Annotated in this window: 25 protein-coding genes, 1 tRNA gene and 1 other RNA gene; 15 read left to right on the top strand and 12 right to left on the bottom strand. The window is 70.3% G+C overall.

What is annotated here, in order from left to right; translation table 11 throughout:
* Positions 1–76: 76 nt before the first annotated feature.
* The 3 genes from AJAP_RS39655 to AJAP_RS39645 all read right to left on the bottom strand — a co-directional run bounded on the left by AJAP_RS39655 (position 77) and on the right by AJAP_RS39645 (position 3421).
* Positions 77–718: a L,D-transpeptidase gene (locus tag AJAP_RS39655; protein ID WP_038521245.1), complete on the bottom strand. Its 642-nt coding sequence runs from the start codon at positions 716–718 to the stop codon at positions 77–79.
* Between the two features lie 178 nt (positions 719–896).
* On the bottom strand, positions 897–1781 hold the full coding sequence (locus tag AJAP_RS39650) for a serine/threonine-protein kinase (protein WP_038521243.1): 885 nt from the start codon (positions 1779–1781) through the stop codon (positions 897–899).
* Positions 1781–3421 carry an N-6 DNA methylase gene (locus tag AJAP_RS39645; RefSeq protein WP_038521240.1) on the bottom strand — a complete coding sequence of 547 codons (1641 nt, stop codon included), beginning with the start codon at positions 3419–3421 and terminating at the stop codon, positions 1781–1783. Before AJAP_RS39645 ends, AJAP_RS39650 begins: the two co-directional genes overlap by 1 nt.
* 77 nt (positions 3422–3498) lie before the next feature.
* On the opposite strand from AJAP_RS39645, the gene AJAP_RS39640 reads away from it, so the two are divergent.
* From AJAP_RS39640 to AJAP_RS39615, 6 genes are all read left to right on the top strand, one after another.
* Positions 3499–4245 carry a PP2C family protein-serine/threonine phosphatase gene (locus AJAP_RS39640; protein ID WP_084098506.1) on the top strand — a complete coding sequence of 249 codons (747 nt, stop codon included), beginning with the start codon at positions 3499–3501 and terminating at the stop codon, positions 4243–4245.
* Positions 4246–4317: 72 nt separating this feature from the next.
* A tRNA-Ser gene (locus tag AJAP_RS39635) sits at positions 4318–4402 on the top strand.
* 140 nt (positions 4403–4542) lie between these two features.
* The gene (locus AJAP_RS39630; RefSeq protein WP_005167132.1) at positions 4543–4803 is read left to right on the top strand and encodes a hypothetical protein; all 261 of its coding nucleotides are present in this window, start codon (positions 4543–4545) and stop codon (positions 4801–4803) included.
* 1 nt (position 4804) lies between these two features.
* On the top strand, positions 4805–5050 hold the full coding sequence (locus AJAP_RS39625; protein ID WP_016337967.1) for a hypothetical protein: 246 nt from the start codon (positions 4805–4807) through the stop codon (positions 5048–5050).
* Positions 5051–5065: 15 nt separating this feature from the next.
* Positions 5066–7807, top strand: a complete 2742-nt coding sequence (locus AJAP_RS39620; protein ID WP_038521233.1) for an FtsK/SpoIIIE domain-containing protein — start codon at positions 5066–5068, stop codon at positions 7805–7807.
* A complete protein-coding gene (locus tag AJAP_RS39615; RefSeq protein WP_037334861.1) occupies positions 7800–8171 on the top strand; it encodes a hypothetical protein in 372 nt (123 codons plus the stop codon). Before AJAP_RS39620 ends, AJAP_RS39615 begins: the two co-directional genes overlap by 8 nt.
* Before the next feature lie 88 nt (positions 8172–8259).
* On the opposite strand, the gene AJAP_RS39610 is transcribed toward AJAP_RS39615, so the two are convergent.
* Positions 8260–9783 carry a 3-hydroxyacyl-CoA dehydrogenase gene (locus AJAP_RS39610; RefSeq protein ID WP_038521229.1) on the bottom strand — a complete coding sequence of 508 codons (1524 nt, stop codon included), beginning with the start codon at positions 9781–9783 and terminating at the stop codon, positions 8260–8262.
* Between the two features lie 170 nt (positions 9784–9953).
* Between AJAP_RS39610 and AJAP_RS39605 the strand changes: the two genes are divergently transcribed.
* Positions 9954–10148, top strand: coding sequence for a hypothetical protein (locus tag AJAP_RS39605; protein ID WP_038521226.1), 195 nt, complete (start codon positions 9954–9956; stop codon positions 10146–10148).
* Positions 10149–10157: 9 nt separating this feature from the next.
* Entirely contained in the window at positions 10158–10781 is a 624-nt protein-coding gene (locus tag AJAP_RS39600) for a TetR/AcrR family transcriptional regulator (RefSeq protein ID WP_038521223.1), read from the top strand.
* Here AJAP_RS39600 and AJAP_RS39595 read toward each other — a convergent pair.
* Entirely contained in the window at positions 10765–11454 is a 690-nt protein-coding gene (locus tag AJAP_RS39595) for a TetR/AcrR family transcriptional regulator (RefSeq protein WP_038524764.1), read from the bottom strand. The two genes, AJAP_RS39600 and AJAP_RS39595, sit on opposite strands and share 17 nt — an antisense overlap.
* Positions 11455–11571: 117 nt before the next feature.
* On the opposite strand from AJAP_RS39595, the gene AJAP_RS39590 reads away from it, so the two are divergent.
* Positions 11572–12054, top strand: coding sequence for a nitroreductase family deazaflavin-dependent oxidoreductase (locus AJAP_RS39590; RefSeq protein ID WP_051972741.1), 483 nt, complete (start codon positions 11572–11574; stop codon positions 12052–12054).
* Between the two features lie 29 nt (positions 12055–12083).
* Here AJAP_RS39590 and AJAP_RS39585 read toward each other — a convergent pair whose 3' ends face one another.
* The 3 genes from AJAP_RS39585 to AJAP_RS39575 form a co-directional block, all read right to left on the bottom strand.
* Positions 12084–12299 (bottom strand): hypothetical protein, encoded by a 216-nt coding sequence (locus tag AJAP_RS39585; protein ID WP_016337955.1) that lies wholly within the window; start codon positions 12297–12299, stop codon positions 12084–12086.
* An 82-nt stretch (positions 12300–12381) separates the two neighbouring features.
* Entirely contained in the window at positions 12382–13035 is a 654-nt protein-coding gene (locus AJAP_RS39580) for a response regulator (protein ID WP_016337954.1), read from the bottom strand.
* Complete coding sequence (locus tag AJAP_RS39575; protein WP_038521220.1) at positions 13032–14201, bottom strand: sensor histidine kinase; 1170 nt, start codon at positions 14199–14201, stop codon at positions 13032–13034. Before AJAP_RS39575 ends, AJAP_RS39580 begins: the two co-directional genes overlap by 4 nt.
* A 52-nt stretch (positions 14202–14253) precedes the next feature.
* Here AJAP_RS39575 and AJAP_RS39570 point away from each other — a divergent pair, with 52 nt between their 5' ends.
* Positions 14254–15312 carry a hypothetical protein gene (locus AJAP_RS39570; protein WP_038521217.1) on the top strand — a complete coding sequence of 353 codons (1059 nt, stop codon included), beginning with the start codon at positions 14254–14256 and terminating at the stop codon, positions 15310–15312.
* Here AJAP_RS39570 and AJAP_RS39565 read toward each other — a convergent pair.
* Positions 15306–15851, bottom strand: a complete 546-nt coding sequence (locus tag AJAP_RS39565; protein WP_037334908.1) for a hypothetical protein — start codon at positions 15849–15851, stop codon at positions 15306–15308. The genes AJAP_RS39570 and AJAP_RS39565 overlap by 7 nt on opposite strands.
* Positions 15852–16021: 170 nt before the next feature.
* Between AJAP_RS39565 and AJAP_RS39560 the strand changes: the two genes are divergently transcribed.
* A complete protein-coding gene (locus AJAP_RS39560; protein ID WP_037334910.1) occupies positions 16022–16771 on the top strand; it encodes a response regulator transcription factor in 750 nt (249 codons plus the stop codon).
* Complete coding sequence (locus tag AJAP_RS39555; protein WP_038521212.1) at positions 16749–18230, top strand: sensor histidine kinase; 1482 nt, start codon at positions 16749–16751, stop codon at positions 18228–18230. The genes AJAP_RS39560 and AJAP_RS39555 overlap by 23 nt, the downstream gene beginning before the upstream one ends.
* Here AJAP_RS39555 and AJAP_RS39550 read toward each other — a convergent pair.
* Entirely contained in the window at positions 18208–19098 is an 891-nt protein-coding gene (locus tag AJAP_RS39550) for a serine/threonine dehydratase (RefSeq protein WP_038521209.1), read from the bottom strand. The genes AJAP_RS39555 and AJAP_RS39550 overlap by 23 nt on opposite strands.
* Before the next feature lie 46 nt (positions 19099–19144).
* On the opposite strand from AJAP_RS39550, the gene ffs reads away from it, so the two are divergent.
* An RNA gene (gene ffs / locus AJAP_RS42765) (signal recognition particle sRNA small type) lies at positions 19145–19239 on the top strand.
* Positions 19240–19245: 6 nt separating this feature from the next.
* Here the strand turns inward: ffs and AJAP_RS39545 are convergent.
* On the bottom strand, positions 19246–20079 hold the full coding sequence (locus AJAP_RS39545) for a spermidine synthase (protein WP_038521207.1): 834 nt from the start codon (positions 20077–20079) through the stop codon (positions 19246–19248).
* A gap of 29 nt (positions 20080–20108) precedes the next feature.
* Between AJAP_RS39545 and AJAP_RS39540 the strand changes: the two genes are divergently transcribed.
* Positions 20109–22139 (top strand): DNA polymerase III subunit gamma and tau, encoded by a 2031-nt coding sequence (locus AJAP_RS39540; RefSeq protein WP_038521204.1) that lies wholly within the window; start codon positions 20109–20111, stop codon positions 22137–22139.
* Positions 22140–22206: 67 nt separating this feature from the next.
* Here AJAP_RS39540 and AJAP_RS39535 read toward each other — a convergent pair whose 3' ends face one another.
* The gene (locus AJAP_RS39535) at positions 22207–23181 is read right to left on the bottom strand and encodes an ArsR/SmtB family transcription factor (protein ID WP_038521201.1); all 975 of its coding nucleotides are present in this window, start codon (positions 23179–23181) and stop codon (positions 22207–22209) included.
* A 249-nt stretch (positions 23182–23430) separates the two neighbouring features.
* Between AJAP_RS39535 and AJAP_RS39530 the strand changes: the two genes are divergently transcribed.
* The gene (locus AJAP_RS39530; RefSeq protein ID WP_148311641.1) at positions 23431–24990 is read left to right on the top strand and encodes a helix-turn-helix domain-containing protein; all 1560 of its coding nucleotides are present in this window, start codon (positions 23431–23433) and stop codon (positions 24988–24990) included.
* The last annotated feature ends 26 nt before the right edge of the window (positions 24991–25016 follow it).

Below are 25016 nucleotides of genomic sequence, written 5' to 3'. Positions count from 1 at the left end.
GGAAGTCATTGCCGCCGGGAGCTTTCATTTATCTCAAAGCAACCGAACCGCAATCGATCGTCACGCGGTGGAGCGATCAGGCCACGACCTGCACCACATCGCCGTTCTGCAAGGTCGTGAAGTACTTCTGCGAAGCCGCCGCCGACAGGTGGATGCAGCCGTGCGAGTACACCGAGAGGCTGCCGGTGTGGAACGCGATACCCGGCAGGAAGAACACCGAGTTCGGCATCGGCGCGTCGAAGGCCTTCGAGTGGTAGTTCTTGACCTTGGCCGAAACCTGGAACACGCCGGTCGGCGTGGCGTGCCCCTTCTTGCCGGGCAGTTGCTTGACCGGCCCGTAGATGACCTTGCCGTCCTGCAGGAGCCACGTCTTGAGCGCGGAGAGATCCACGCAGGCGCTCACGCCCGGCGAGGCCAGTGCGGCCTTGCAAGGCACGTCGGCGGCGTTCGCGGCGGGCTTGGGCGCCGGTTTCGGCGTGGGCTTCGGCTTGGGCTTCGAAGACGTCGGCTTCGGCGTGGAACTGCTGCTGCTCGGCGTCGGCGTCGGGGACGACGTGGCCGGGGTCGAAGACGGCGCCGACGTGGTCGTGGGCCCGCCTGCCGGGTCGCCCTGCGCGACGGCTCCACCACCGGGCGCGCTGCCGCCGGCGTTGCCCGAACACGCGGTCAGCACCAGCGCTGTGGCCAGTGCGGTCACCCCCACCAGGAACTTCTTCACGACCCTTACCCCCGTTTGTCCGTAGTCCGTCTGACATGGGTAAAGACGGAGCTCACCCGGTCGGGGTTGTTGATCGGCAGGTCACGATCGCGTCTCAGGGGCTGAAGGGGCCCTTCACCTCATCCGATGCGGCGAAGGGAGCTTTCCCCGCATCGCATGCGAGAAAGTCCCTTTCAGCTCAGGGCACGCGGCCTACGACCCTCGCGTACATCCGGCCCGGGTTGGCGCCCTCGTCCAGATATCCGGGCAGCGGCGGCAGGTCCCGCGCGAACACGGCCAGCCGCCCGAACAGTTCGTCCGCGTCGCGGGGCCGCCGTTCCGGGTCCTTCTCCAGCAGATCCGCGAGCAGCACGTTCAGTCCACCCGGGACACCGTCCACTTCGGCCGGACTCTCCTTCACCTGCTTCTCGAACACCGCGTACGCCGTCGGGCCGGTGAACAGCTGCCTGCCGGTCAGCATTTCGTGCAGGACGCAGCCCAGCGCGTACAGATCGCTGCGCGGCCCGGCGATCCCGCGCTGGATCTGCTCGGGCGCCATGTACGCGGGGGTGCCGAGGATCTGCCCGGCGCGGGTGAACTGGGCGACGTCGGTTTCGCGCAGCATCGCGAGCCCGAAGTCGAGCACCTTCACGCTGCCGTCGGGGCACAGCATCAGGTTGGTGGGTTTGAGATCGCGATGACAGATGGACAGCGCGTGCGCGGCGGACAGCACGGCGCAGGCCTGCGCGGCGATCGCGGCCGCCCACGGCACCGGCAGCGGCCCGTGTTCGGCGGCGAGGTCGGCGACGGTCACGCCCTCGATGAACTGCATGACCTGGTACAACCGCTCGTCATAGGTGCCGAAGTCGTACAACGTCGGCGCGCCCGCGTGTTCCAGGGTGGCGAGGATCCGCGCCTCGCGGATGAAACGCTGTTCGAGTTCGGCGTCCGGGCCGCCGGGAAGCCCGAGGAACTTCACCGCCACGCGGCGGCCGAGATGCCGGTCGTGGCCCGCGTACACCGCGCCCATCCCACCCCGCCCGAGCGGCAGCTCGTCGAGTTCGTAGCGATCGGCGATAAGCACTAGTTCTCCGGCTTGAGCTGTCCTTCGGTGAGCCCGGCCAAGCCTAGCCTCACCAGCTCCAGGCCCGATTCCGCCGCCTCGCGCAGGGCGTCCTCGAAGGCGGCGAGCCGGGTGAACGCCGCCCCGTGCGCACGTTGCGTCTCGATCGGCAGGCGCGGGATCCGGGTGCGTTTGAGGTCGATCCTGGTCGATGAGGTCGGCGCGATCTGCCCGGCCGCGCGCAGACAGCCGGCGAGGAACGCGGCGTCGAGCCGTTCGGGATCGGTGCGGTACTTCGACATCGTCGGCTCAGCTGTGAACGTCTCTCCATTGTGGACATATGCGGGCACGGCGGGCGACGCGACGACGTCGCCTTCTTCCACCGATTCCGGCACGGTGAGCACCCCGGACTTCAGCAGTTCCCCGAGCGTGACGTACGAGGGCTTCTCGTCGGACACGACCAGCGATGGCGGTTCCGGCCGAACACCCTCGAAACGCTTGAGGGCTTCAAGGAAGGCTTCGCCCGCGTGTTCACCGCGCGCCTGATGGCGAACCGGGGAAAGGTCGATCTCCTCGTCGAGCAGATCGATGATCCGGACCGTGCCAGGTACGTCGGCACCGCGCAGATATCCCTCCACAGTGGACGGATCAGTCGTCAGAAGAAGCCGGGACGGTGGCCGTTCCCCGGATTCCGGCCGCCGCAGCAACCAGAGATCGGCGCCGCCGACCGTGACCACGGCGCGCAAAGCACCGGCACGCAACAGGTTCCCGCGAATCCTCCGCCCCGTGCGACGGCCGGCCGCGGCGGGGGGCATGCGGATCGCGACGAGCCCGCCGGGTTTCACATGCGCGAGACAGTGCTGCACCCAGGCCAGTTCCGGCTCGCCGCGCGGCGGCTGGCCGTACACCCAGCGCGGGTCGCCGATGAGTTCGTCGTACCCCCATTCCCTTTCGTTGAAAGGCGGATCGCAGACGACAGCGTCCGCGAGAACCCCTTCGTAGGAGTCCATCGACAGGGCGTCCGCGCCGTACATCTCCATGTCCGCCCCCGCGAGCAGGAGCCGATGCGCGGCGATGCACGAGGTCGCCGGATCGTCGACCTGGCCGAGCAGCCGGGTCCCGCCGGAGGCCAGCAGCAGCGTCCCGAGCCCGCACGCGGGATCGAGCACGACACCGGGTTCGGGGCCGATGAGCCGGGACATCAACGTCGCCACCGGTTCCGGCGTGACGGACAGCTGGCGCGAGTGCGCCTCGACGTAGCGTTCGCACAGGAACTCGTAGGCCTCGCGGGCTCCTCGCTCCTCGGCGAAGCGGTCCAGCAGTCCGAGCAGTTCCGCGTCGTCGTAGCGCGGCGAGACGCTCCACACGCCTCGACGCGAGAGATACGACCCCACCCGGCCGACGCGGTCGCCGAGCGCCAGGTCGTCGCCGAGGTTCCGCAGCCGCTGCCAGACCCGGTCGCCGAGCGAGATCTCGACCGGTTTTCCCCGCTCACGCAGCCAGCTTTCGACGGCGAACAGGGAAAAGAGGGGGCTCAACGCCGTCCCGCCGACAGGCGGCGGAAAATCGCCGTAACGTCGACGCCAGTTGCTGACGGCGGCGCGGCCGACTCCGGCGATGCGCGCGATGTCCGCCGCGGTGACGGTGGCTTGCTCCTCCATCGCCGCATCGTAACCGACAGCTGGCTATTCCAACCCTTTGTTTGTGAACTCAGTACACAGCTGCTTTACTGGGGTCCATGAGGTACACCCTTCGGTACGCCGCCGGCTCGGACGTCGGACGGCGCCGCCAGGTCAACCAGGACTCGGTCTACGCCAGCGCCAGGATGCTGGCGGTCGCCGACGGCATCGGCGGGCAGCCGCACGGCGAAGTGGCCAGCGCCGCGGCGGTCGGCGTCCTGTCCCGGCTCGACACGGACCTCCGCGGCTTCGACCTCGCGGACGTCGACCTGGTCGAGGTGCTCACCGGCGGCCTCCGCACCATCGACGACCGGCTCGCCGCGACGGCCGAGCAGGAGCCCGAGACGCGGGGCATGGGCACCACACTGACCGCCCTGCTGTTCGACGGCTCGCATTTCACGGCCGCCCACATCGGCGACTCGAAGGGCTACCTCCTCCGCGGCGGGACGCTTCAGCGCTTCACCCGCGACCACACGCTCGCCCAAGCCCTCGCCGACGACGGCCGCATCGACCCGTCAGAGGTCGAAGGACACCCCCGCGGCTCGCTGTTGATGAAGGCACTCCTGAGCACCGGCAGCGGCGAAGCGGACATCTGGACCTTCGACGCCGTCCCCGGCGACCGTCTCCTGCTGTGCTCGGACGGGTTAACGGCAACGGTTGTCGAAACCGTTATCAAGGACGTCCTCGGCACCTTCCAAGATCCCGCCGACACCGTCCCGAGGCTGATCGACCTGGCCAACGAAGGCGGCGGACCGGACAACATCACCTGCGTCGTGGCCGACGTCCTCGCCCCCGCGGCCGCCTGAGTCACCGAAGCCGCAAACGCAGGTCAGACCCGCCTTCGAGGGGGCGAAACGGCATCCGGTATCGTTCCCCACGGAGGATTGGCCGAGCGGCCTAAGGCGCACGCTTGGAAAGCGTGTTGGGTTCACGCCCTCGCAGGTTCGAATCCTGTATCCTCCGCCGTCAGCAAGGCCCCGGACGTTCCGACGTCCGGGGCCTTGTTGATTACTTAGCAGGACCTTCACTTAACAGAGTCAGTTGATCACGCTAAGTTTAATAGTGGTCGTTCCAGCCCCCGACGTCCCAAGGAGTCCGCCAAAATGGCCGGAGTCGAAGAGATCCGCGCTGGTATCGCGCTCGCGAACGAGAAGGCATCCGCGAGCATCGCCGCACTTCAGCAGGCAGCGCAGTCTCTCGAAGAAGCCCAGCTTTCGCTTTCCCAGGCCACTCAGGGCAGCACCCAGCACGAGGTGAGCCAGGCGCACGGGCTTCTCGCCGAGGCCCTGCAAGGCATCACCGGCATGCAGAGCACCATCCAGGCGGGCATCTCGTCGGCCGAGTCGTACTCGACCCGTCTCTGACATGTACCTCGAGGAACTGCACCAGCTGCTGACGGCCGTCCAAACCGGCCTCGCCGACGGACGCGCCCATGCCGAGCGGGCCAGGAGCCTGCTCGAAGAGTCCAGACGCGCCATCGTGGAACCCCAGGCCCAAGCCGTGCCATGGGTTCCGCCGCAGCTGGCGCAGGCCGACGAGGGAATGGAAAACCTCCTGACGCGCCTTTCCGCCGCTGACGACCTGGTCAGCGGTTACCAATCCCGCCTCTGAGATCGGCGAGCCGGTATGGGCAGCAAAGCGAGTGAACAGCGCAATCGCGTCGCCACGGCGCTCGAGCGGGTCCGGCACCAGATCGGGCTCGTCCTCGGCGCCGCCGCCGGCGCCCGTCAGGCCGCCGAGGCGGAACTGGCCAAACTGCAGCTGGAACAGCACATCGTCCGGGTGGGGATGAACAACTCCACCTCGGAGCAGTACACCGAATGGTCGCGGCATCCCGCCGCGAACGAGGTGTTCGGCCTGCTGGGCAGCGTGCGCGGCCAGTTCTACGCCGACTGGGAAGCGGGCCCGAACGCGTTGCGCGAACTCGTCGCGAACAACGCGCCGGGGCCCGCGAGCCAGCAACCGGGCAACTGGCTCGGCCGCGTCGGCGGGAATCCCGGCATCACCGCGCCCGGGCTGTGGCGCGTCGGCTCGGCGACCGTGCCGGGCCAGGACGTCCCGCGCACCTTCGACGTCGCGGTCCCCTTGCTCGACGAGTCGCATCTGTCCATCACGTCGGCACCGAAGACCAGGGCCGCGGTGGACGGCATCGTGCAGAACCTGCTGATGCGGATCCTGAGCACGTTCGAACCCGGCGCGGTGCGCATCCATCTGTGGGACGTCGGGCAGCTGACCGCGATCCTCCCCGACCTGTATCCGCTGAGCCGCACCAGCGCGCTCACTCTGTACGACCCAGGACGGCTCGAGGACCTCCTCGACGAACTGGCCGGGCACATCCGCCGCATCCACGCGACCGGGATGCAGGCGGGGCACACGTCGCTGCGGGAGATCCGGCGGGCGAGCGGCCAGCGCGTCGAACCGTTCCGTGTCGCGGTGCTCTACGGCAACGGCGAAACCCTCGAACCGGAGCGCGCCCGCGAACTGAAACGGGTCGCCACCGGGGCGCTGGCGGCGGGGATCTGCTTGATCCTGATCGACGTGCCGACCATGCTGTCGACGTCGGTCGAATCGCTGAGCCTGCACGACGAACGGCACGCGACGAGCAGCATGACCGGCCCCGACCTGATGGTCGACCTCGATCCGCCGATGCCGTCCGGGCAGGTCATCCGCGCCGCCGGGCGGATCGCCGAGGCGCTGATCGCCAAACAGGGCGGGCCGCGCGCGTTCGCCGACCTCCTGCCCACCGAACTGGGCAAGGAGAGCTCGGCGCGGGAACTGCGGGCTCCGGTCGGGTTCTTCGAGGGCGAGGCGGTGGAGGTCGTCATCGGCGACGCCAGCCCGCACGTGCTCATCGGCGGGCCGAGCGGTTCGGGGAAGACGAACTTTCTGTATTCGCTGCTCGGCAGCCTCGCGGCGCGGTACTCGCCGGACGAACTCGCGCTGTACCTGCTGGACTTCAAGGAAGGCGTGTCGTTCGCCGGGCTCGCGCCGGGGCGGCGGGACGCCAGCTGGCTGCCACACGCCAAACTCATCGGGGTCAACGTCAACACCGACCGCGAGTTCGGCCTGGCGCTGCTGCGATACCTCGCCGACGAGCTGCGCCGCCGGTCGGCCGCCGCGAAACTGCACGAGGTCACCAATCTCGCGGACCTGCGCGAGCAGGACCCCGGCGGGCACTGGCCGCGGATCGTCGCGGTGATCGACGAATTCCAGTACCTGTTCGCCGGCCGCGACGGCGTGACGGCGACCGCGACACAACTGCTGGAGGACATCGCGCGGCGAGGCCGGTCTCAGGGCATCCACCTGGTGCTGGCGAGCCAGGACGTCGCCGGGATCGAGGCCTTCTGGGGCAAACCTGCGGTGTTCGAGCAGTGCACGCTGCGGATCGCCATGCCGAAGGCGCGGCGGGTGTTGTCCGAGACCAACAACGCGGCCGTCTCCGCGCCGAAGTGGCACGCGGTGATCAACCACGATTCCGGTGTGGCGCACGGGAACCAGCTCGCGCACGTCCCGGACGCGAGCAGCAAGGACGTCTTCAACAAGCTGCAGCACCGGCTCTGGGAGCAGTACTCGGAGTCGTTCAAGCGGCCCCGGTTGTTCGACGGCGCGCATTCCCCGGTGCTGGAACAGTTCCCGGCGTTCACCGATCTGAAGCCGACGGACAAACCGCGGGCGTTGCTCGGCCAGTCCATCGACGTCGACGAGGCCGCCTGCGGGGTCGAACTGCCGAAGGCACCAGGGCGGAACGTCGCCGTCCTCGGCGCGGCCACGGCGGAAGCACTGTCCATCATGGACTCCGCCGCACGTTCGCTGGCCCGCCAGTATCACCGCGAGACAGTGGAGTTCGTGCTCTCGTGCCCCATCGAGGCGTCCGTCCCCGCCGTGGCCGAACTGGCCGAGCGCCTGCGCGCGGAGGGACACCAGGCGACCCTGGTCGACGATCTTCCCGCCCGGGTAATCGATATCGCGGAGAATCTGTCCTCTTTGGACAAAGTGCGGGTGTTGCTGCTGTACGGCGTCGACGCGTCGATCCCCGCCCTGGAGGCGAAGGCGCCCGGACAGCTCAAGAGCGGTCTGGATCAGTTGCGGGTGCTGCTGAAGCAGGGCCCGACGCACGGAGTCCACACCATCGGCTGGTGGCGCAGCATCGCCCGGCTGAAGGACACGCTCGGTTTCGCGGGCACCGACGACATCGGATCCTGGGCGGCGTTGGACGTCCAGGGCAACGAACTGTCGCCGTTCGCCGCCGGGCAGGTGGTGCACTGGTCACCGCGGCCGGGCCGCGCGCTGTTCTTCGACCGCACCACGCACGGCGCCCCTGAGGTGATCATCCCGTTCCAGCGTCCGGAAGGGCTTCTCGATGGATGACGGCATCACCGCGGCCATGCGGTACAAGGAGATCGTCGGCCTCGCGCGCGCTTCGGCGGAGAACCTCCGGAACTGGGAGATCGGCCGCGCGGACGAACTGGAGGCCCGGCTCGCCGAGGCGCACCAGGCCGTCGCGGACGCCGCCGAACGCGAGCAGCGCGCCGTCGACCGGTGCACGCGCTGGTGGAAGATGGCGCAGCACAACGTCGAAGGTCTCTCGTGGCTGCCGGAGGACGAGGAACCACGTCCGGTGCCGACCGCGCGGGCCGGGTACCTGGAGAAGTACCTGGAAGAGGTCAAGCCGAGCTACCAGGAACTCGTCCAGGCCGTCCTTTCCCTCGGGTGGCGCGCCAAACGCTCATAGTCTCCGCAGGTAGACAGGGTGGTTCAGCTTGAAGCCGCACAGGCCCGGCGCACCTCCAAGGAGCTCGTGTCGTTGGCTTTCATGTACTTCAGCGCAGGAGGTCCGCCGGTGACGTGCCCGTCGACGTCAGCGGCAGGCCGAGCGCGACGCGTTCGGTGAGCCAGGCGCTCGGCCGGTAGCGCTGGTCGCCCGTGCTCGCGACGAGACCGCGTAGCACTCGCAGCACGAGATCCGCGCCCGCTTCGTCGCCCCAGGTCAACGGCCCGCGCGGGTAGCCGAGGCCGAGGCGGACGGCGGTGTCGATGTCCTCCGGCGTCGCGAGGCGTTGCCCGGCGATGAAACAGGCGGTGTTGACGATCGACGCGAGCAGCCGCTGCGCGATCGGAGCGGGGCCGTCGCGGACCACGGTCACCGGCAGTCCGGTCGCGGCGAGCGCGCCCCAAGCGGTGCGGCCGGCGGCCGGGTCGAGCGCGGGGTGGACCGAGAGTGTCAGACGTTTCCCGTAGCCGCCGAGGGGATCGACGCCGACGACCCGTTCCGGCGGGAGACCCGCCGCGAGCGCGGTGTCCACAGTGGACGCACCGATCGGGCTGACGATCAGGACCGTGTCCGGGTAGGCGGAGTGCACCACCTGGATACCCGCCGCCGAGAGCAGCGTGCCGAGGCGTTCGTCGTCGACCCATACCGGAGTGCTCGGGGCCTCCGGCGCGGCCGGTTCCGGCTCGACCTGTTGTTGCCCGTCGACATAGCTGTAGAAGCCTTCACCGTTCTTGCGGCCGAAGAGCCCGGCGGCGACGCGGGGGCGCGTCAGCCACGACGGCCGCAACCGCGGTTCGCCGTGGAAGCCGCTCCAGATGCTTTCGAGCACGGCGTGCGAGACGTCGAGACCGGTGAGGTCGAGCAGTTCGAACGGGCCGAGTTTCAGGCCGAGCACGTCACGGGCGACACGGTCCACTTCGGCCGGGCTCGCGATCCCTTCGGAGAGGATCTGCAGCGCCTCGGTGCCGAGCCCGCGGCCGGCGTGGTTGACCAGGAACCCCGGTGCGTCGCGGGCGAGGACCGGTTCGTGTCCCCAGCCGCGGACGAGTTCGGTCATGGCGGGCGGCAGCCACGCGGCGGTCCGCGCGCCGGGCACGACCTCGACCAGCCGCATCAGCGGGACCGGGTTGAAGAAGTGGAGGCCGAGCAACCGGCCGGGATCGGTCAGCGCGGCACCGATCTCGGTGACCGAGAGCGAGCTGGTGTTGGTGGCGAACACGGTGTCCGGGCCGCACACGCGTTCCAGCTCGGCGAACAGCGCGCGTTTGATCTCCAGATCCTCGCGGACCGCTTCGACGACGAGATCGACGCCGTCGGCGGGGGCCAGCGGGCCCTCGGCCGCGATCAGCCTGCCCTTCGCCGACTCGGCGGCCTCCTCGGTGATCTTGCCCTTCGAGGCGAGCTTGCCCAGCATCGCGCCGACGTGGTCGATGGCCTCGCCGACCGCCTCGGGCCGGGCGTCGGCGAGCTCGACCTCGAGCCCCGCCGTCACGGCGAGCTGGACGATGCCCCGGCCCATCACCCCGGTTCCGATGACCCGGATCCTGCCGACCTGCTCCGCCCACTTCTCCACCGCGAGCCGCCTTTCCGTCGATGTAGTCCCGTCGTGACGCTAGCCGCCACGCCGGTATCTCGCCCGGACGGGTGATCCGTGCGCCACTCGGCGTAAGGCCACCGAGCCGCCGAGGTCTCCTCCGCGAAAACCGAGTGTTCCGCGCACCACCCCCCGAAGGGAAACCTCCCATGGCCACCGTCCCCGCCGCCGCAGCCGTCCGGACCACGCCGTTGCTCCTCGTCGCCGTTCTCTTCGGCGCGGTCGCCGCGTTCCTGGCGAGCCAGGCGTTGTGGTCGCTCACCGCACTGGCCGTCGTGGTCGCCGCCGCCGTCCTCGCGGGCGGGGTCTGGCTGTCCGGACGGAAGCCCGCGACCGAACTCTAAGATCGCCGTGTGACGGCGAAACGCTTGACGCGGGAGGAGAGCCGCGAGCAGACCAGGCAGCGCCTGCTCGCGGCGGCCGCCGAGCTGTTCTCCGAACGCGGGGTCAACGGCACGTCCGTCGAGCAGATCGCCGAGCGGGCGGGTTTCACGCGCGGCGCCTTCTACGGCAACTTCGACGGCAAACACGAGCTGGTCGTCGAGTTGCTGCGCCGCCGCACCCAGCGCGAGGCCGAGGAGGTCGCCGCGTTGCGTGACGGCGTCGGGTCCTTCGCCGAGATGATGGACCGGTTGCGCGCCTGGAACGTCGAGCGCGCCGAACACCTCGCCGGCTGGCTGACGCTGCGCACCGAGCTGGCCCTCTACGCGTTGCGGAATCCCGATGCCCGCCCGCTCGTCGGCGAAGGCGAGAAGTCGACAAGGGCACTGCTGGAGACTTCGATCCGGACCGAACTCGCCGCGCGGGGCGCGGAACCGCCCGCCGATCCGGCCTTCCTCGCGCTGATCCTGCACGCGCTCGAGGACGGTCTCCTGCTGCAGCGCTTCCTCAGCCCGGAGGGAACCGGCGACGAGGACGTCGTGGACGCCGTCCAGCTGCTGATGCGCTCGTGGACCGCGCTCAGCCGGTCATCTTGATCCCGGTGAACTCGGCCATCTGACGGACCCCGTGCGCGAAGAAGGCGTCCGCCGGGTCGACGGAGCCGACGTACTGGCCGAACAGCTCGAAGTTGATCATTCCGAACAGCTGGGTCCAGGCCATGATCAGCCGAGAGGCGGTCTCGGGGCCCAGGTTGACCTTGAGGATTTCGGTCAGCGCGTCGAGCTGGTGCAGCAGCTCGACCGGCATCTCGCCGACCTCGGTCTCGACCCGGAGGTTCGCGTCGCGCAGGACCGCGACCAGCGCGAAGGCCACCCGGCCGGCGGGGGCGACGGTGTCCTGCGGGGCCTGGTAGCCGGGGATCGGCGAACCGTAGATCAGCGCGTACTCGTGTGGATGCGCCTTCGCCCAGGCGCGGACCGCGTGCCAGATCGACACCCACCGTTCCAGCGGGGCCTTCTTCGGGTCGTCTGCGGCCTCCGCGGCTTCTCCGACGGCGTTGTAGGCGTCGACGATCAGGGCGGTCAGCAGCTCCTCGCGGCTGGAGAAGTACCGGTAGAGCGCGGACGACACCATGCCCAGCTCGCGCGCGACCGCGCGGAGGGAGAGGCCGAGCGCGCCGACTTCGGCGAGCTGGCGGCGGGCTTCGTCCTTGATCTCACGGGTGAGTTCGGCGCGGGCACGTTCGCGCGCGGTCTGAGTGGCGGCCATGCTCTCACTGTAGAGCATTGCACCTAAACGAGAGCAGCGCTCTTGACATGGCGCACCGCTCTGGTGTTCACTGCTCTTAACAGAGAGCACCGCTCTCGCAAACTTCGAGGAGACGAGATGACCACCAACGCCGCCGCCACCACCGGAGCCGCCCCGGAGACCGCCGCGATCCGCTACGTCAAGCCGGCCAAGGCGACCAACGCGTTCAACGAGTTCGTGCTCAAGCTGACGAAGCTCGGCGTCAGCGTCCTGGGCAGCCGGGTGCTCTCGGTCCGCGGTCGCAAGAGCGGCGAACCGCGCTCCGTCCCGGTCAACCTGCTGAAGCTGGACGGCGAGCGCTACCTGGTCGCTCCGCGCGGTGTCACGCAGTGGGTGCGGAACCTGCGCGTCGCCGGTGAGGGGCAGCTCAGCGTCGGACGCCGCACCGAGACGTTCACCTACACCGAACTCGCCGACCACGAGAAGCCCGAGATCCTGCGCGCGTACCTCAAGCGCTGGAAGTTCGAGGTCGGGGTGTTCTTCGACGGTGTCGACGCGAAGGCGTCGGACGAGAAGCTGCTGGAGATCGCGCCCGGCTACCCGATCTTCAAGATCGTCTGATCACGCGTGTCCGGCGGTGACGGCCCCGGCTAGTCGGCCCGGTCCTCACCGGAGGTCTGCCGTGTGCGGCGGGCGGTGGCCGCCACCAGCACCACCCCGACCAGGAACGCGACGAGCCCGATCAGGAACCACAGCTTCTGCCCGGTCATGAAACTGCCGGTCAGCACACCGGCGCCCTGCAGCACCCAGACACCGCCGACCAGCAGGAAGACCAGCCCGATCGTGAGCGTGACCCAGCGTTTCATCCACAGCTCCCCGCGTCGACGTGCCCTGTGGCGATTCTGGCATCGGGCGCCCCGCCCGGCGAACCGATCAAGCCCGGCGGGGTCAGTTCCCCACCAAGCCGTTGCGATAGGCGTAGACGACGGCGTGCACCCTGTCCCGCAGCCCGAGCTTCGCCAGGATCCGCGAGACGTGGGTCTTCACCGTCTCCTCGCCCACATGCAGGCGCACGGCGATCTCCGCGTTGCTGGAGGCGTCGGCGACGAGCAGGAGGACTTCGCGTTCGCGTGAGGTGAGCCGTTCGAGTTCGGCCGGTTCGGCGGCCGCCGGTTCGATGCTGGTGGCGAAGGTCGACACCAGCCGCCGGGTCACCGTCGGGTCGATCAGCGCGTCGCCGCGCGCGGCCACCCGCATGGCCGAGACGAGTTCTTCGGGCGCGAGGCTCTTCAGCAGGAACCCGCTCGCACCGGCGCGAAGCGCGCGATACACGTACTCGTCGGAGTCATACGTCGTCAGCACGAGGACCCGGGTGTCGTTGCCGGGCGCGGACATGATCGCCTCGGTCGCGGCCAGACCGTCCAATTTGGGCATCCGGACGTCGAGGACGGCGACGTCCGGCCGCAGCGAGGCCGCCTGCGCGACGGCTTCGCGCCCGTCCGCCGCCTCGCCGACGCATTCGAAGTCCGCCTGGGTGTCGAGCACCGCGCGCATCCCGGACCGGAACATCGCGTGGTCATCGGCCAGCAGAACCCGGATCACTGTGCCTCCAAAGGAAAACCGACTCGAACCCGCCAGTGCCGCCCGTCGTCGAGCGGTCCGCATTCGGCCTGTCCGCCGAACAACGCGACCCGCTGCCTGATCCCGGCGAGACCGCGTTTCGTCGACTCGGCCGACGCGTTCGGGCGGCCGATCTCGTTGGTGATCGTGAGGAGTACTTCCGTCTGCCGGTAGGCGAGGTCGATCTCGACGATCCCACCGTCCCCGTGCCGGAGCGCGTTCGTCAGCGCCTCCTGCGCGATGCGGTACAACGCGATGTCCACCGAACCCGGGAGTTCGCGCGGTCCGCCGTGACTGGTCAGCCGCGCGGGCAGCCCGGCGGTGCGGAGGTTGTCGAGCAGTTCGTCGAGGTTGTCCAGCCCCGGCTGTCGCTGCACGGCACCGTTCTCCTTGCCGTGCAACAGATCCAGCAGACGCCGCAGGTCGGCCATCGCGGCCCGGCTCGACGATTCGACGGCGGAGAGCGAACGCCGGACGGCGGGTTCGCCCTCCGGCAGCCCGAGCCGTGCGGCACCGGCGTGCACGCCGATCGCGCTGACGTGGTGGGAGATCACGTCGTGCAGATCGCGGGCGATCGTCGTGCGTTCTTCGACGACGGCTCGGCGGACGGCCTCGGCTTCGTGCTGCTGCCGTTGTTCCTCCGCGCGCTGGAGATCGGCGATGTACGCGCGCCGCGCGGTCGTGTAGCGGCCGACCATCCACGGCAGCAAACCGCTCACGCCGACGTCGATGACCAGCAGGCGCCAATCCCGGTCGCCGCGGTCGACCGGGATGAGGTTGCAGGCGACGAGCCCGGCGAGCATCGTCACCAGGGCGGCCACCGCGGGTTTGGTCGCGAGCCAGGCGCCCGCGCGGTAACCCGCGATCAGCACGCCGGCGTTGGTGGCCTGCAGGTAATGGTCGTACGGGAACAGCAGGAGCGGCGCGGCGGCCAGCAACGCGCCGTGCGCGGCGGAAACCCAGCCGGAATACCGCGAAGGCCCGGCGAGCGCGGCGTTCGCGAGGATGCCGCCGATCAGGAGAACCCAAGCCTGCCAGCCCAGTGAGAGCGGCGGACCGGCGATGAGGAACAGCCCGGCGTCGGCGATCAGGCAGACGGCCGCGACCGCGCACGCCTGCCTCGCCAACGAACCGCTGATGTCCCGCACGGGCTCAACTCTGCCCTATTTCGCTGGACAGGGGTTCCTAAGATCGAAACCCATGGGGGCAGCGAAGACACCCGTGCTCTGGACGACCGGGGCGCCGGGAACCGGGAAATCGACCACCGCCTGGGGTTTGTACACCCGCCTGACGCAAGCGGGCGGAAGCGTCGCGTACGTCGACATCGACCAGCTCGGGCTGATCGGTCCGCCGCCCGGCGGCGGGGACGCCGCGCACGCGATCAAGGCGGCCAATCTGCTGCGCGTACTGGAAGTCCTGCGAGGCACCGCGCAGGTCGTCGTGTCCGGAGTGGTGGACCCGGCGAAGCCGTACATCGAGAGCCCGGACTTCGATCTCACGCTCATCCGGCTGACGTGCGATCGCGACGAACTCCGGAGCCGCTTCCTCGGCCGTGGCTCACCCGCCGCGGCCTTGCCCGACCTCTTCGCGGTGGCGGACGTCTACGACCGCGCCGGTTTCGGCGAGGCGATGGACACGACCGGCCAGCGGCCCGAGCAGACCGTCGAAGCGCTGTTCCGCAGCTGCACCTTGGACGCCGGAACCGTTCGCACGCCGGACGCGGGACAGCCGCAGCCTGGACCGGTGACCGTGGTTACCGGCCCGACGGCGGTCGGCAAGTCGACAGCCGCGTTCAGCGCGCTCCGCGATCTCTGGGAGCGCGGGATCCCCGTGGCCTACGTCGATCTCGCGCAACTCGGCTTCGCGCACCCCGGCCCGGATCCGGCACTGGAAGCGGCGCTCCTTTCGGCCGTCTGGCGCGGCTATCGCGACGCGGGAGCGAAGCGGCTGATCGTCGTGGCCCGGGAATTCCGCCCGGAGCACCGGCGGGTCTTCGACGCGGTCACCGTCGTCCACCTCGACGCGGACGACGCCACGCTCACCGAGCGAGTCCGGCGCCGGGCCGAAGGCGAGTCCGCCTTGCTGGCGGGCGACGAACTTCGCGGCGCGCCACCCGGCGTACGGGACCGGGTGGCCGCGCGTGCGGTCGCCGAAGCGGCGCGGATGCGGCGCTCCGGCGGCGATCGCGTCGTCCTCGACACCTCAGGGCAGGAACCCGCCGAAACGGCCGCCGCGCTGCTCGCCGAGCTGGCTCAGTAGCGCCGCTGACCGTCCTGGCCCTGTCCGGGCGGCCCACCGCGCTGGTTCTGTCCTGGTTTGCCGATGGTCGTCGCCGTCGCGGTGTTCCCGGTGACCTTGGCGGTCACCATCACCGTCTCGCCGACCTTGGGTTCGCCGGTCTTCATGGTCGACGCGTCGATCGTGTAGACCTGCTTGTAGCCGTCCTTGCTGGTCAGGCTGACGGAGGTCGCGCTGACCTCGGTGACCTCCCCGGTCTGCGTCCGCTCGGTGCTGTAGCCGCCTTTGCCGTCGGAGACGACGAAGTCGCCGTGCAGCGTGTCGCGAGGCATACCTCCGCCGGGGCCCATGAGCACCCGGCCGCCGCCGGGGCCGCCCGTCATCGTGCCCCGTTCGGCGCCGTTCGCGGCGGTCCCGGCCCAGATCGCGGCGCCACCGCCGGCGGCGATCACGACCGCCGCCCCGGCCGCGATCGCGGTCTTGCGACCCGACCAGGTCTTCTTCGGTTCGCCTTCCGGGGCGGGCGCACCCCATTCGGCGGGTTCGGTCGGTTCGGTCATCTGGACGCCTCCCTGTACTCGGTTGCGGCCATGGTCGGCGCCGTCGCTGTGCGGGAGCTGTGCCGCCGGTGGGCACGCGCTGTGATTCGCACCCCGGCAGGGTGATCGTTCACAGGAAACGCACAGGCGGCACACAGAGAAGCCTCATCGGCGCCGCCCAGGATGGCACCATGACCAGTGTGAACGTCCCTTCGTCCGGTTCCGCGAAGGCCGGCCTGCGCCGTGCCGACGGCAGCCCCGTACGGGTGCTGGTCGTCGATGACGAGGCGACCTTGTCCGAACTCGTGTCGATGGCGCTGCGCATGGAGGGCTGGGACATCCGCACCGCCGCCGACGGCACCGAGGCCGTCCGCGTCGCGCGGGAATTCCGGCCGGACGCGGTGGTGCTGGACGTCATGCTGCCGGATATGAGCGGCCTGGAAGTCCTGCGCCGCCTGCGTTCCGAGGTGCCGAACCTGCCGGTGCTGTTCCTGACCGCGAAGGACGCGGTGGAGGACAGGATCGCCGGTCTCACCGCGGGTGGCGACGACTACGTCACCAAACCGTTCAGCCTGGAGGAGGTCGCGCTGCGGTTGCGCGCGCTGCTCCGCCGCGCGGGCGGGGTCGCCGGGCCGAGCGGGTCGACGCTCGTCGTCGGCGACCTGACCCTGGACGAGGACAGTCGCGAGGTTCACCGGGGTGGCGATCTGGTGCCGTTGACCGCGACCGAGTTCGAACTGCTGCGTTATCTCATGCGCAATCCGAAGCGTGTGCTGTCCAAGGCGCAGATCCTGGACCGGGTGTGGAGCTACGACTTCGGCGGCCAGGCCAATATCGTCGAGCTCTACATCTCCTATCTCCGCAAGAAGATCGACGCCGACAGGGAACCGATGATCCACACGATGCGCGGCGCCGGGTATGTCCTCAAACCCGCGGGGTAGGCGGCCGTGGTCCCTGCGTCGACGGCTGATCGCGCAGGTCGCGGGCCTGCTCGCGCTCGTCTGCCTGGTGGTCGGCGTGGTCACCGAACTGGCGTTGCGGAACTTCCTGATCGACCAGCTCGACGCCCGCCTCGCCGAGACCAGCGAGCGTGCCAGCCGCCCGCCGCCCCCGGGCCGTCCCGGCGGGGAAAGGGTTCCCGAGGGCCTTCGCGCGTATGGGCAGAGCACCGGTTCGTTGTTCGTGAACGTGTTCCCGGACGGACGCGTGCTCGCGGCGGTGCTGCGGTCCAGCTACGACGCGAAGGTCACCGATCCGTTCCCGCACGACGAGATCAGCCCCACCCAGATCGGCACCCTGCTGCGGTCGACGACGGGTGACAAGCCGACCGACGTGAACCTCGGGTCGCTCGGGGAATACCGGGTGGTGGCGAAGAAAACGGCGGGCGGTGGCGTCGCGATCACCGGGCTGCCCACCAAGGATGTCACGGATACGTTGTGGAGCCTCGGTTTCATCTTCGGCGGGGTCGCCGTCGGCGGCATCCTGCTGGCGGGCGCGCTCGGCGCGGTGACCGTGCGGCGCACCATGAAACCCCTGGACCGCCTGGCCGCCACCGCGACCAGGGTCGCCGAACTCCCGCTGGATCGCGGCGAGGTCGCGTTGTCCGAGCGAGTGTCCGAAGTGGACACGGATCCGCGGACCGAGGTCGGGAAGGTCGGGTTCGCGCTCAACCGCATGCTCGGCCACATCTCGAACGCGCTTTCCGCCCGGCAGGCCAGCGAAAGCCGGGTGCGCCGGTTCGTCGCGGACGCCAGCCACGAACTGCGGACGCCGCTCGCGGCCATCCGCGGCTACGCGGAACTCACCCGGCGCTCCGGCTCCGAGGTGCCGCCGGACATCGCGTTCGCGATGGGCCGCGTGGAGTCGGAATCGACGCGGATGACCGGCCTGGTCGAGGATCTGCTGCTGCTAGCGCGGCTCGACTCCGGCCGTCCGGTGGTGCGCCGGCCGGTGGACCTCTCCCGCCTGGTCGCGGACGCCGTCGCCGACGCACATGTCGCCGGGCCGGAGCACAAATGGCTGCTGGAGGTCCCGCCGGAGCCGATCACCGTCCTCGGTGACGCGGATCAGCTGCATCAGGTGGTGATCAATCTGCTCGGCAACGCGCGCACGCACACCCCGGCAGGCACCGAGGTCACCACCTCGCTGTCCATAGTGGACTCGACGGTGACGCTGTCCATTGTCGATGGTGGGCCGGGGATCCCGCCGGAGATCCTCCCGGAGGTCTTCGAACGTTTCGCCCGCGGCGACGACTCACGGTCACGGGCGGCGGGCAGCACCGGGCTCGGACTGGCCATCGTCGCGGCCGTCGTCGCCGCGCACGGCGGGCAGGTCGGCGTCGCCAGCCGCCCGGGACACACGGAGTTCCGGGTGGTGCTCAGGGCCGCCACTCACTGTTAGCGCCGCAGAGGATGACGCAGGGCAGATCGCCTTCGGTCCGCCCGGCCAGCCACGCGGCGAACGGGACCGCGGCGGCCGGTTCGACGGCGAGGCGGAACTCCTCCCAGAGCCGGTCCCGCGCGGCGAGCAGTTCCTCGTCGCTGACCAGCACGGACGTCACCCGGTCCCGGAGCACGGCGAACGGGGCGTCCCCGACCCTGGTCGCGCCCAGCGCGGACGCGGCCACCGAGTCGATCTCCACGTCCACCGGCTCGCCCGCCTCCAGCGCGGCGCCGAGCGCGCGGCACCGCTCCGGCTCGACGGCGAACGTCGGCAAGCCGGCCAGCGACGTCCCCGCGACCAGCCCGCCACCGCCGACCGCGACCAGGAACGCGTCGACGTCCGGCGCGTCCTGGACCACTTCGGCCGCGACGGTGCCCTGACCGGCGACGACGGCAGGATCGTCGTACGCGTGCAGGTATCGCGTACCCGGCTCGGCGGCGGCTTCGAGCGCCTTCGCGGCTGCCTCGGCATACGTCGCTCCGTGACGGATGAGCTTCGCGCCCGTGGCCTCGATCCGGACCGTCTTCGCCTGCGGAGCCGACTCGGGCACGTACACCGTCGCAGGCAGATTCAGCAGCGAAGCCGCCGTCGCCACGCCCAGCCCGTGGTTGCCGCCGGACGCCGTCAGCACCCGCTCCGGCAACGGGCCGCTCACCAGCGCGTTCACCGCGCCCCGCAGTTTGAACGATCCGCTCCGCTGCAGATGCTCCAGCTTGAGGACCAGCGGCCGTCCGTCGACCTCGGCGCGCAACACCGGCGTGCGCCGCACGAACGGATGAACGGCCTCGGTGGCCTTGAGGACATCTTCCCAGGTCGGAGTACTCATACCCCCCACTGTCCTCCATGCCGGGACGGGAGTGACTACACTGGTCCTCGGATCCCGCGCGGCGTCCATCTTGTGAACCTCCCCAGGGCCGGAAGGCAGCAAGGATAAGCAAGCTCTGACGGGTGCGCGGGATCCCCTTTTTTGGGGCTAGAAGATCCCGAACACATCCTTCGGCGGCACGGGCGACGGCAGGGCTTCCGCGTCCGTGATGGGTTTCGCCTTGCCCTGGAGCTGCCGCAGGTCTTCTCCCGCGACGCAGCGCGCCGGATACGCCGACGAAGCGGCGCGCCGGGTCAGGTTCGCGACGGGAAGCTCGACGCGGGAAGCGGCTACCACGATGTTCCCGAACCGGCGGCCCCGCAGGACGCCCGGCTCGGCCAAGATCGCCAGGTGGGGGAAGGAATCCGCCAGCGTCGCCAAGAACCGGCGAAGGAACGGCAGGTTCGGCCCGTCCGACACGTTGGCGACGTAGGTTCCGGCCGGGCGGAGGACCCGCGCGATCTCGTTCGTGAACTCGACGGTCGCGAGCCCGCCGGCCAGGACCCCGCGTTCGAAAGCGTCCACGATGACCAGGTCGGCCGAAGCGTCGTACCTGCCGGAGACCCCTTCGCGGCCGTCGCCGACACGGACCTTCAGTCCCTTCAGGCCCAGCTGCTCGCGGACGAGCGCGACGAGCTCACCGTCGGCGTCGAAGACCAGCTGCCGTGATCGCGGCCGCGCCGCGGCGAGGTAGCGGGGGAGCGTGCAGGCCGCCCCGCCGACGTGCAGCGCGTCGAGCGGGCCTTCGCCGAGGCAGTCGACGACGTCGGCGATCCTGCGGATGTAGTCGAACTCGAGATCGGTGGGGTCGTCGAGGTTGACGTGCGACTGGGCGACGCCGTCGACCGAGATCATCCAGGCGTTGGGACGGTCGGCGTCCTGGAGCAGTTCGGCGGTGCCGAAGCGCACCGGATACCTGCCGGGGGTCGGTGCCGGTCTCACCTGTCGGGCCCTCCCGGTAGTCTCGCCGCGTGGCTCTAGCTCTATACCGAAAGTACCGTCCGGCTACCTTCGCCGAGGTCGTCGGGCAGGAGCATGTGACCGATCCGCTGCGCATCGCGCTGGCCGCCGGTCGCATCAACCACGCCTACCTCTTCTCCGGCCCGCGCGGCTGCGGCAAGACGTCCAGCGCCCGCATCATGGCGCGGTCGTTGAACTGCGCGAAGGGCCCGACGCCGGATCCGTGCGGCGAGTGCAACTCGTGCCGCAACCTCGCGCCCGAGGGCCCCGGCAGCGTCGACGTCACCGAGCTCGACGCGGCCAGCCACGGTGGTGTCGACGACGCCCGCGAGCTGCGGGACAGGGCGTTCTACGCCCCGGCCGACTCGCGCTACCGCGTCTTCATCATCGACGAGGCGCACATGGTCACCACGCAGGGCTTCAACGCCCTGCTGAAGATCGTGGAAGAGCCGCCCGAGCACCTGATCTTCATCTTCGCGACCACCGAACCGGACAAGGTGCTCCCCACCATCCGGTCGCGGACGCACCACTACCCCTTCCGGCTGATCCCGCCCAGCTCCATGCGCGAACTGCTGGAACGCAACGTCGCCGCCGAGGGCGCGACGGTCGAGCCCGCGGTGTATCCGCTGGTCATCCGCGCGGGCGGGGGTTCGGCGCGGGACACGCAATCGGTGCTCGACCAGCTGCTGGCGGGGGCCGGGCCGGACGGCGTCGACTACTCGCGCGCGGTGTCGCTGCTGGGCGTCACCGACGTCGCGCTCATCGACGGCATGGTCGACGCGCTGGCCGCGGACGACGCGGCCGCCGTGTTCGGCACCGTCGAGCGGCTCGCCGAGGCCGGGCACGACCCGCGCCGGTTCGCCACCGACCTGCTCGACCGCCTGCGTGACCTGGTGCTGCTGCGTTCGGTGCCGGACGCGGGGGAACGCGGCCTCGTCTCCGCGCCGGACGACGAGCTCAAGAAGATGAAGGAGCAGGCGGGCAAACTGGAGCCCGCCACGCTCTCGCGCTACGCCGACATCGTCCACAATGGACTATTGGAGATGCGGGGCGCGACCTCGCCGCGGCTCGTGCTGGAGCTGCTGACGGCGCGGATGCTGCTGCCGTCGGTCGCGGAGAGCACCGACGCGTTGCTCGCCCGTCTCGAACGGCTTGAGCGCCGCGCCGCTTCGGCCCCGGCGCCCGTCGCCGCTGCTCCGGCGCAGGCCGCTCCGGTGGCGCAGTCCGCGCCCGCCCCGGCCGCTCCGCCCTCAGGGGAGCCCGTCCGCGAGTTCCAGCGGCCGTCGCAACGGGCCGCCGCGCCCGCTCCGCAGCAGGCCGCACCCGCTCCGCAGCCCGCCGCGCGACCCGAGCCGGTCGCCGAGCGGCCCGCCCCGCAACGTCCTTCCGCGCCGACTCCGCCGCCCGCCGCACCCACGCCCGCCCCGGCTGCGGCTTCGGGCGACGCGGCGCCCGTATCGGACGCGGACGGCATCCGCGGCAAGTGGCCGCACGTGCTCGCCGCGATCCGCAAGGTGCCGGGCGGCCGCAGCACCGAAGCGATGCTCACGCAGGCGAGCGTGGTGAGCGTCGAAGGCCACGCCGTCACTCTCACCCACAGCGCGGAGCCGCTGGCCCGGCGGCTTTCCGAGCCGCACAACGCGGAGCGGGTCGCGGCCGCGTTCAAGGAGGTCTTCGGCGGCGATTGGCAGGTGCGTTGCGTCCACGGCGCCGCACAGGCCCGGCAGGCCGCCGCTCCGAAGGCCGCGCCGCCGCCCCCCGCGCCTGAACGATCCTTCACTCGCCGGTCCGCCGAAGCGCCCAGCGCGCCTCCGGCGCCTCCCGCGCCGAAGCCGGAGCCCCAGCGGCCGAAGGTGACGACCAGCGAGCCGGACATCCCGCTCCCGCCCGAGCCGGTCGAGGAGGACGAGGACCTCTACAACGAGGACGCGAGCCCCGCGCCGCCGCCTCCGCCGCTCCCACCCGAGAAGGATCCGGAAGAGATCGCCCGGAAGCTGCTCGCCGACCACCTCAACGCCCGCCCGCTCGACGAACGCAAGTAGTCCTCTGGATGCGGTCCTTGCACGCGCAAGGAGCGCATCCAGAGGACGAAACGCGGGGCTCGACGGGTCAGGGTGACTCGTCGAGTTCCCCGGCGAGCAGCGCGGTGCCGAGCCGGGTGAGGTGGTGCAGGATGGCGCTGCCCTGCCGGACGCTGGTGACGAGCCCGGCCTCGCGCAGCACGGTGGCCTGCTTGCTGGCCGTGCCGATCGAGGTGCCGAGGCATGAGGCCAGCTTGCTGGTCGTACGCGGGACATGCAGCGCGCCGAGGCTTTCGGCGCGGGTCCGGCCGAGAAGCGCCACCAGTTCGGGGGACACGTCCGCCGGGCGGGCGCTCGTCGGGCCGGCGGGGTACAGCAGCACCGGCGGCAGCGCCGGATCGATGAAGGTGACCGGCGTTTTCGCGCAGAACCGGCTCGGGATCAGGGTCAGTCCCCGGCCGCCGAGATGGACGGTCCGCTGCCGGGGGTACGCGATCTCCAGCACCTCGCCGTCCCAGCCGCGGACGCCGGGGATGCCGCGCATCATCGCCCCCGCGCCCTCGGTGGCCAGCGTGCGGACCCGCCGGGCCCGGTCGGCGGCGACGGTCTCGCGCATGCTGTGCCAGACCGGCGCGATCACCAGGTCGTACGCGTCGCGCAGTGCGCCGACGACCCCGTGGACCTCGTCGCGATCGCCGTCGGCGAGCCGTTTCACCCAGGTCGGGGCGGCGCCGGTGAACACGGTCCGGAGATCGGCGCACAGCCGTCCGCGAGGAGTGCACGCCACCGCTTCGAGCCCGCTTTCGAAGGAGCCCGCCGTCGTGGGCGGGGTCAGGAAATCGGGAAAGTTCCCCTTCGGTGGGACGAGGGTGAACAGCGTCTTCAGCGATCGTGCCGCTTCCTCGTTCTGACGCAGGTTCTGCTGGACCCGCTGCCGCCAGGCCGACGGGCGGTCCTCTCTCAGCTGATGCGAGCCGAGGACCAGCTCCCACAGCGGGTCCGGTGCGTCGGCTATGCGGATCCCCTGGAGATCCTTCCGATCGAAGATCATGCGCAGAGTCATGCCTGGTCCCCCTCAAGACGGCATTTTCTTCTCCGGCGGTAACTCAAACGTGCCGGACCCGCTGAGACAAGCCGATCGGCCTAATCCGGGAGGGTGGGACGACAAGCCCCTGCTGACCTGCGGAGACACGGGCGCGTGAGACGTTTCCGGGAGGCCGGGGCCCGGTGATGTTTTCGCTGGGACGAAAAGGTGTGTCCCGTTCGCCGGTCATCGGTGACGCTTCGTGGGCACCATCCGGGGGAGGGACCCATGGCAGGAGGAGAACACGGCCGGGCCTTGGCGGAACTGCTCGAAGGGCTGAAACGGCGTAGCGGGCAAAGCTACGAACGGATCGGCGCCAAGGCGCATCTGAGCCGATCGACCGTCCACCGCTACTGCAGCGGTGCCAGCGTGCCGGCCGCGTTCGGCCCGCTGGAACGGATCGCGACGGTCTGCGAGGCCGAGCGCGACGAACTGTCGAAGCTCTTCCGGCTGTGGGAACGCGCGGACGCGGCACGGGGAGAGGTCGCGTCCGCGCCTCCCGCCCCGCATCCGGTCCCCGAGCCGAGGGGGCGTGACCGGATCGGGTGGTGGCCGCTGCTGGCGTCGCTCGTCATGGTCACCGTGGTCGGGGCGAGCGCGGTCCCCGCGGCGGAACCGGTCGCGCCGGCGATCCATGCCCCGATGTGGACCGAGTTCCCGTCCCCTGTGGACAGTGCGTTCTTCGGCGTGACGACCAACAGCGAGACCGGGCTGATGCCGACGTTCGGCGTCGGCGCGGTCCGGCTCTGGGATTCGGAGACCCGCTGGCAGAACCTCGAACCGGAACGCGGCAGGCCGGTTTGGTCCACTTTGGACAGACTGGTCGACGGCGCGAACCAGGCGGGGCTCCCGGTGCTGTACGTCTTCGGCGGCACCCCCGGCTGGGCGGCGCCGGGCGGACCGCCGTCGGCCTACCCGGACGGCTCCCGGGCGGCACCGCCCGAAGACCTCGCGGACTGGGACGCCTTCGTCGGGAAGGTGGTCGAGCGGTACCGCGGCCGGATCGAGTCCTACGAGCTGTGGGACATGGCCAACCATCCCAAGTACTTCACCGGTCCGGTCGAACGGCTGGTGGAGATGGTCCGGCGGGCGAGCCGGATCATCAAGGCTGGTGATCCCGGCGCCACCGTGGTCTGCCCGTCGATGGGGCACCTCGCCGATCCCGCGTATCGGCGAATCATGGAGCGGTTCGGTGAACTCCGCGGCTACGAAAGCTGCGACGCCGCCGCGGTCAAACTGCATCCGGGCAGGATGGCGGACCCGCCGGAGACGATGCTCGCCGTCGCGGACGAGATCCAGCGGAGTTTCCACCGTGCCAACGGACACGCGAACCTGTGGAGCACCGGCCCCGATTTCGACGTCCCGTTGCAGCCACCGGTCGACCCCGCCGTCGCCGCGGACTACGCCGCTCGCATCTTCCTGACCGGTCTTTACGCGCGCTTCAAGCGGATGTACTTCTACAACTGGGGAAGCGACCGCGTGCCGATCGTGCTCCAGCCGGCGGGCGGACCGCCGACCCGCGCCGCCGCCCACGTCGAACGGCTCGGCCGCTGGCTCGACGGCGCGAAGATCCGGTCCTGCGGCGAGGGCACGCGGGCCGGGCTGCCGGAGAACCTGTGGCGATGCCGGTTCACGCGCAACGGCATGGAGTTCCGGATCGCGTGGGCTCCCTCGGGCACCGTGCGGCTGTCGGCGCCGGGCAGCGCGGAACGCCTCGACGGGACACGGCCGGCGATCGAATCGGGCTCCGTCGAGGTCACCGGCAGCCCGGTGCTGCTCAAGCCCTGACGTCACGCGTGATCAGACGGACGACA

It is taken from the genome of Amycolatopsis japonica (assembly GCF_000732925.1).
Taxonomy (GTDB): domain Bacteria; phylum Actinomycetota; class Actinomycetes; order Mycobacteriales; family Pseudonocardiaceae; genus Amycolatopsis; species Amycolatopsis japonica.
Note: the sequence above shows the minus strand (reverse complement) of the source record. Positions and strands in the feature narration are given on the sequence as shown.

Bases quoted from the DNA above. Each gene is read 5' to 3' on its own strand.
- AJAP_RS39645 (WP_038521240.1), bottom strand. From the start codon at position 3,421: ATGGAGGAGCAAGCCACCGTCACCGCGGCGGACATCGCGCGCATCGCC.
- AJAP_RS39640 (WP_084098506.1), top strand. From the start codon at position 3,499: ATGAGGTACACCCTTCGGTACGCCGCCGGCTCGGACGTCGGACGGCGC.
- AJAP_RS39630 (WP_005167132.1), top strand. From the start codon at position 4,543: ATGGCCGGAGTCGAAGAGATCCGCGCTGGTATCGCGCTCGCGAACGAG.
- AJAP_RS39625 (WP_016337967.1), top strand. From the start codon at position 4,805: ATGTACCTCGAGGAACTGCACCAGCTGCTGACGGCCGTCCAAACCGGC.
- AJAP_RS39620 (WP_038521233.1), top strand. From the start codon at position 5,066: ATGGGCAGCAAAGCGAGTGAACAGCGCAATCGCGTCGCCACGGCGCTC.
- AJAP_RS39615 (WP_037334861.1), top strand. From the start codon at position 7,800: ATGGATGACGGCATCACCGCGGCCATGCGGTACAAGGAGATCGTCGGC.
- AJAP_RS39605 (WP_038521226.1), top strand. From the start codon at position 9,954: ATGGCCACCGTCCCCGCCGCCGCAGCCGTCCGGACCACGCCGTTGCTC.
- AJAP_RS39595 (WP_038524764.1), bottom strand. From the start codon at position 11,454: ATGGCCGCCACTCAGACCGCGCGCGAACGTGCCCGCGCCGAACTCACC.
- AJAP_RS39590 (WP_051972741.1), top strand. From the start codon at position 11,572: ATGACCACCAACGCCGCCGCCACCACCGGAGCCGCCCCGGAGACCGCC.
- AJAP_RS39585 (WP_016337955.1), bottom strand. From the start codon at position 12,299: ATGAAACGCTGGGTCACGCTCACGATCGGGCTGGTCTTCCTGCTGGTC.
- AJAP_RS39570 (WP_038521217.1), top strand. From the start codon at position 14,254: ATGGGGGCAGCGAAGACACCCGTGCTCTGGACGACCGGGGCGCCGGGA.
- AJAP_RS39565 (WP_037334908.1), bottom strand. From the start codon at position 15,851: ATGACCGAACCGACCGAACCCGCCGAATGGGGTGCGCCCGCCCCGGAA.
- AJAP_RS39560 (WP_037334910.1), top strand. From the start codon at position 16,022: ATGACCAGTGTGAACGTCCCTTCGTCCGGTTCCGCGAAGGCCGGCCTG.
- AJAP_RS39555 (WP_038521212.1), top strand. From the start codon at position 16,749: ATGTCCTCAAACCCGCGGGGTAGGCGGCCGTGGTCCCTGCGTCGACGG.
- AJAP_RS39550 (WP_038521209.1), bottom strand. From the start codon at position 19,098: ATGAGTACTCCGACCTGGGAAGATGTCCTCAAGGCCACCGAGGCCGTT.
- AJAP_RS39535 (WP_038521201.1), bottom strand. From the start codon at position 23,181: ATGACTCTGCGCATGATCTTCGATCGGAAGGATCTCCAGGGGATCCGC.
- AJAP_RS39530 (WP_148311641.1), top strand. From the start codon at position 23,431: ATGGCAGGAGGAGAACACGGCCGGGCCTTGGCGGAACTGCTCGAAGGG.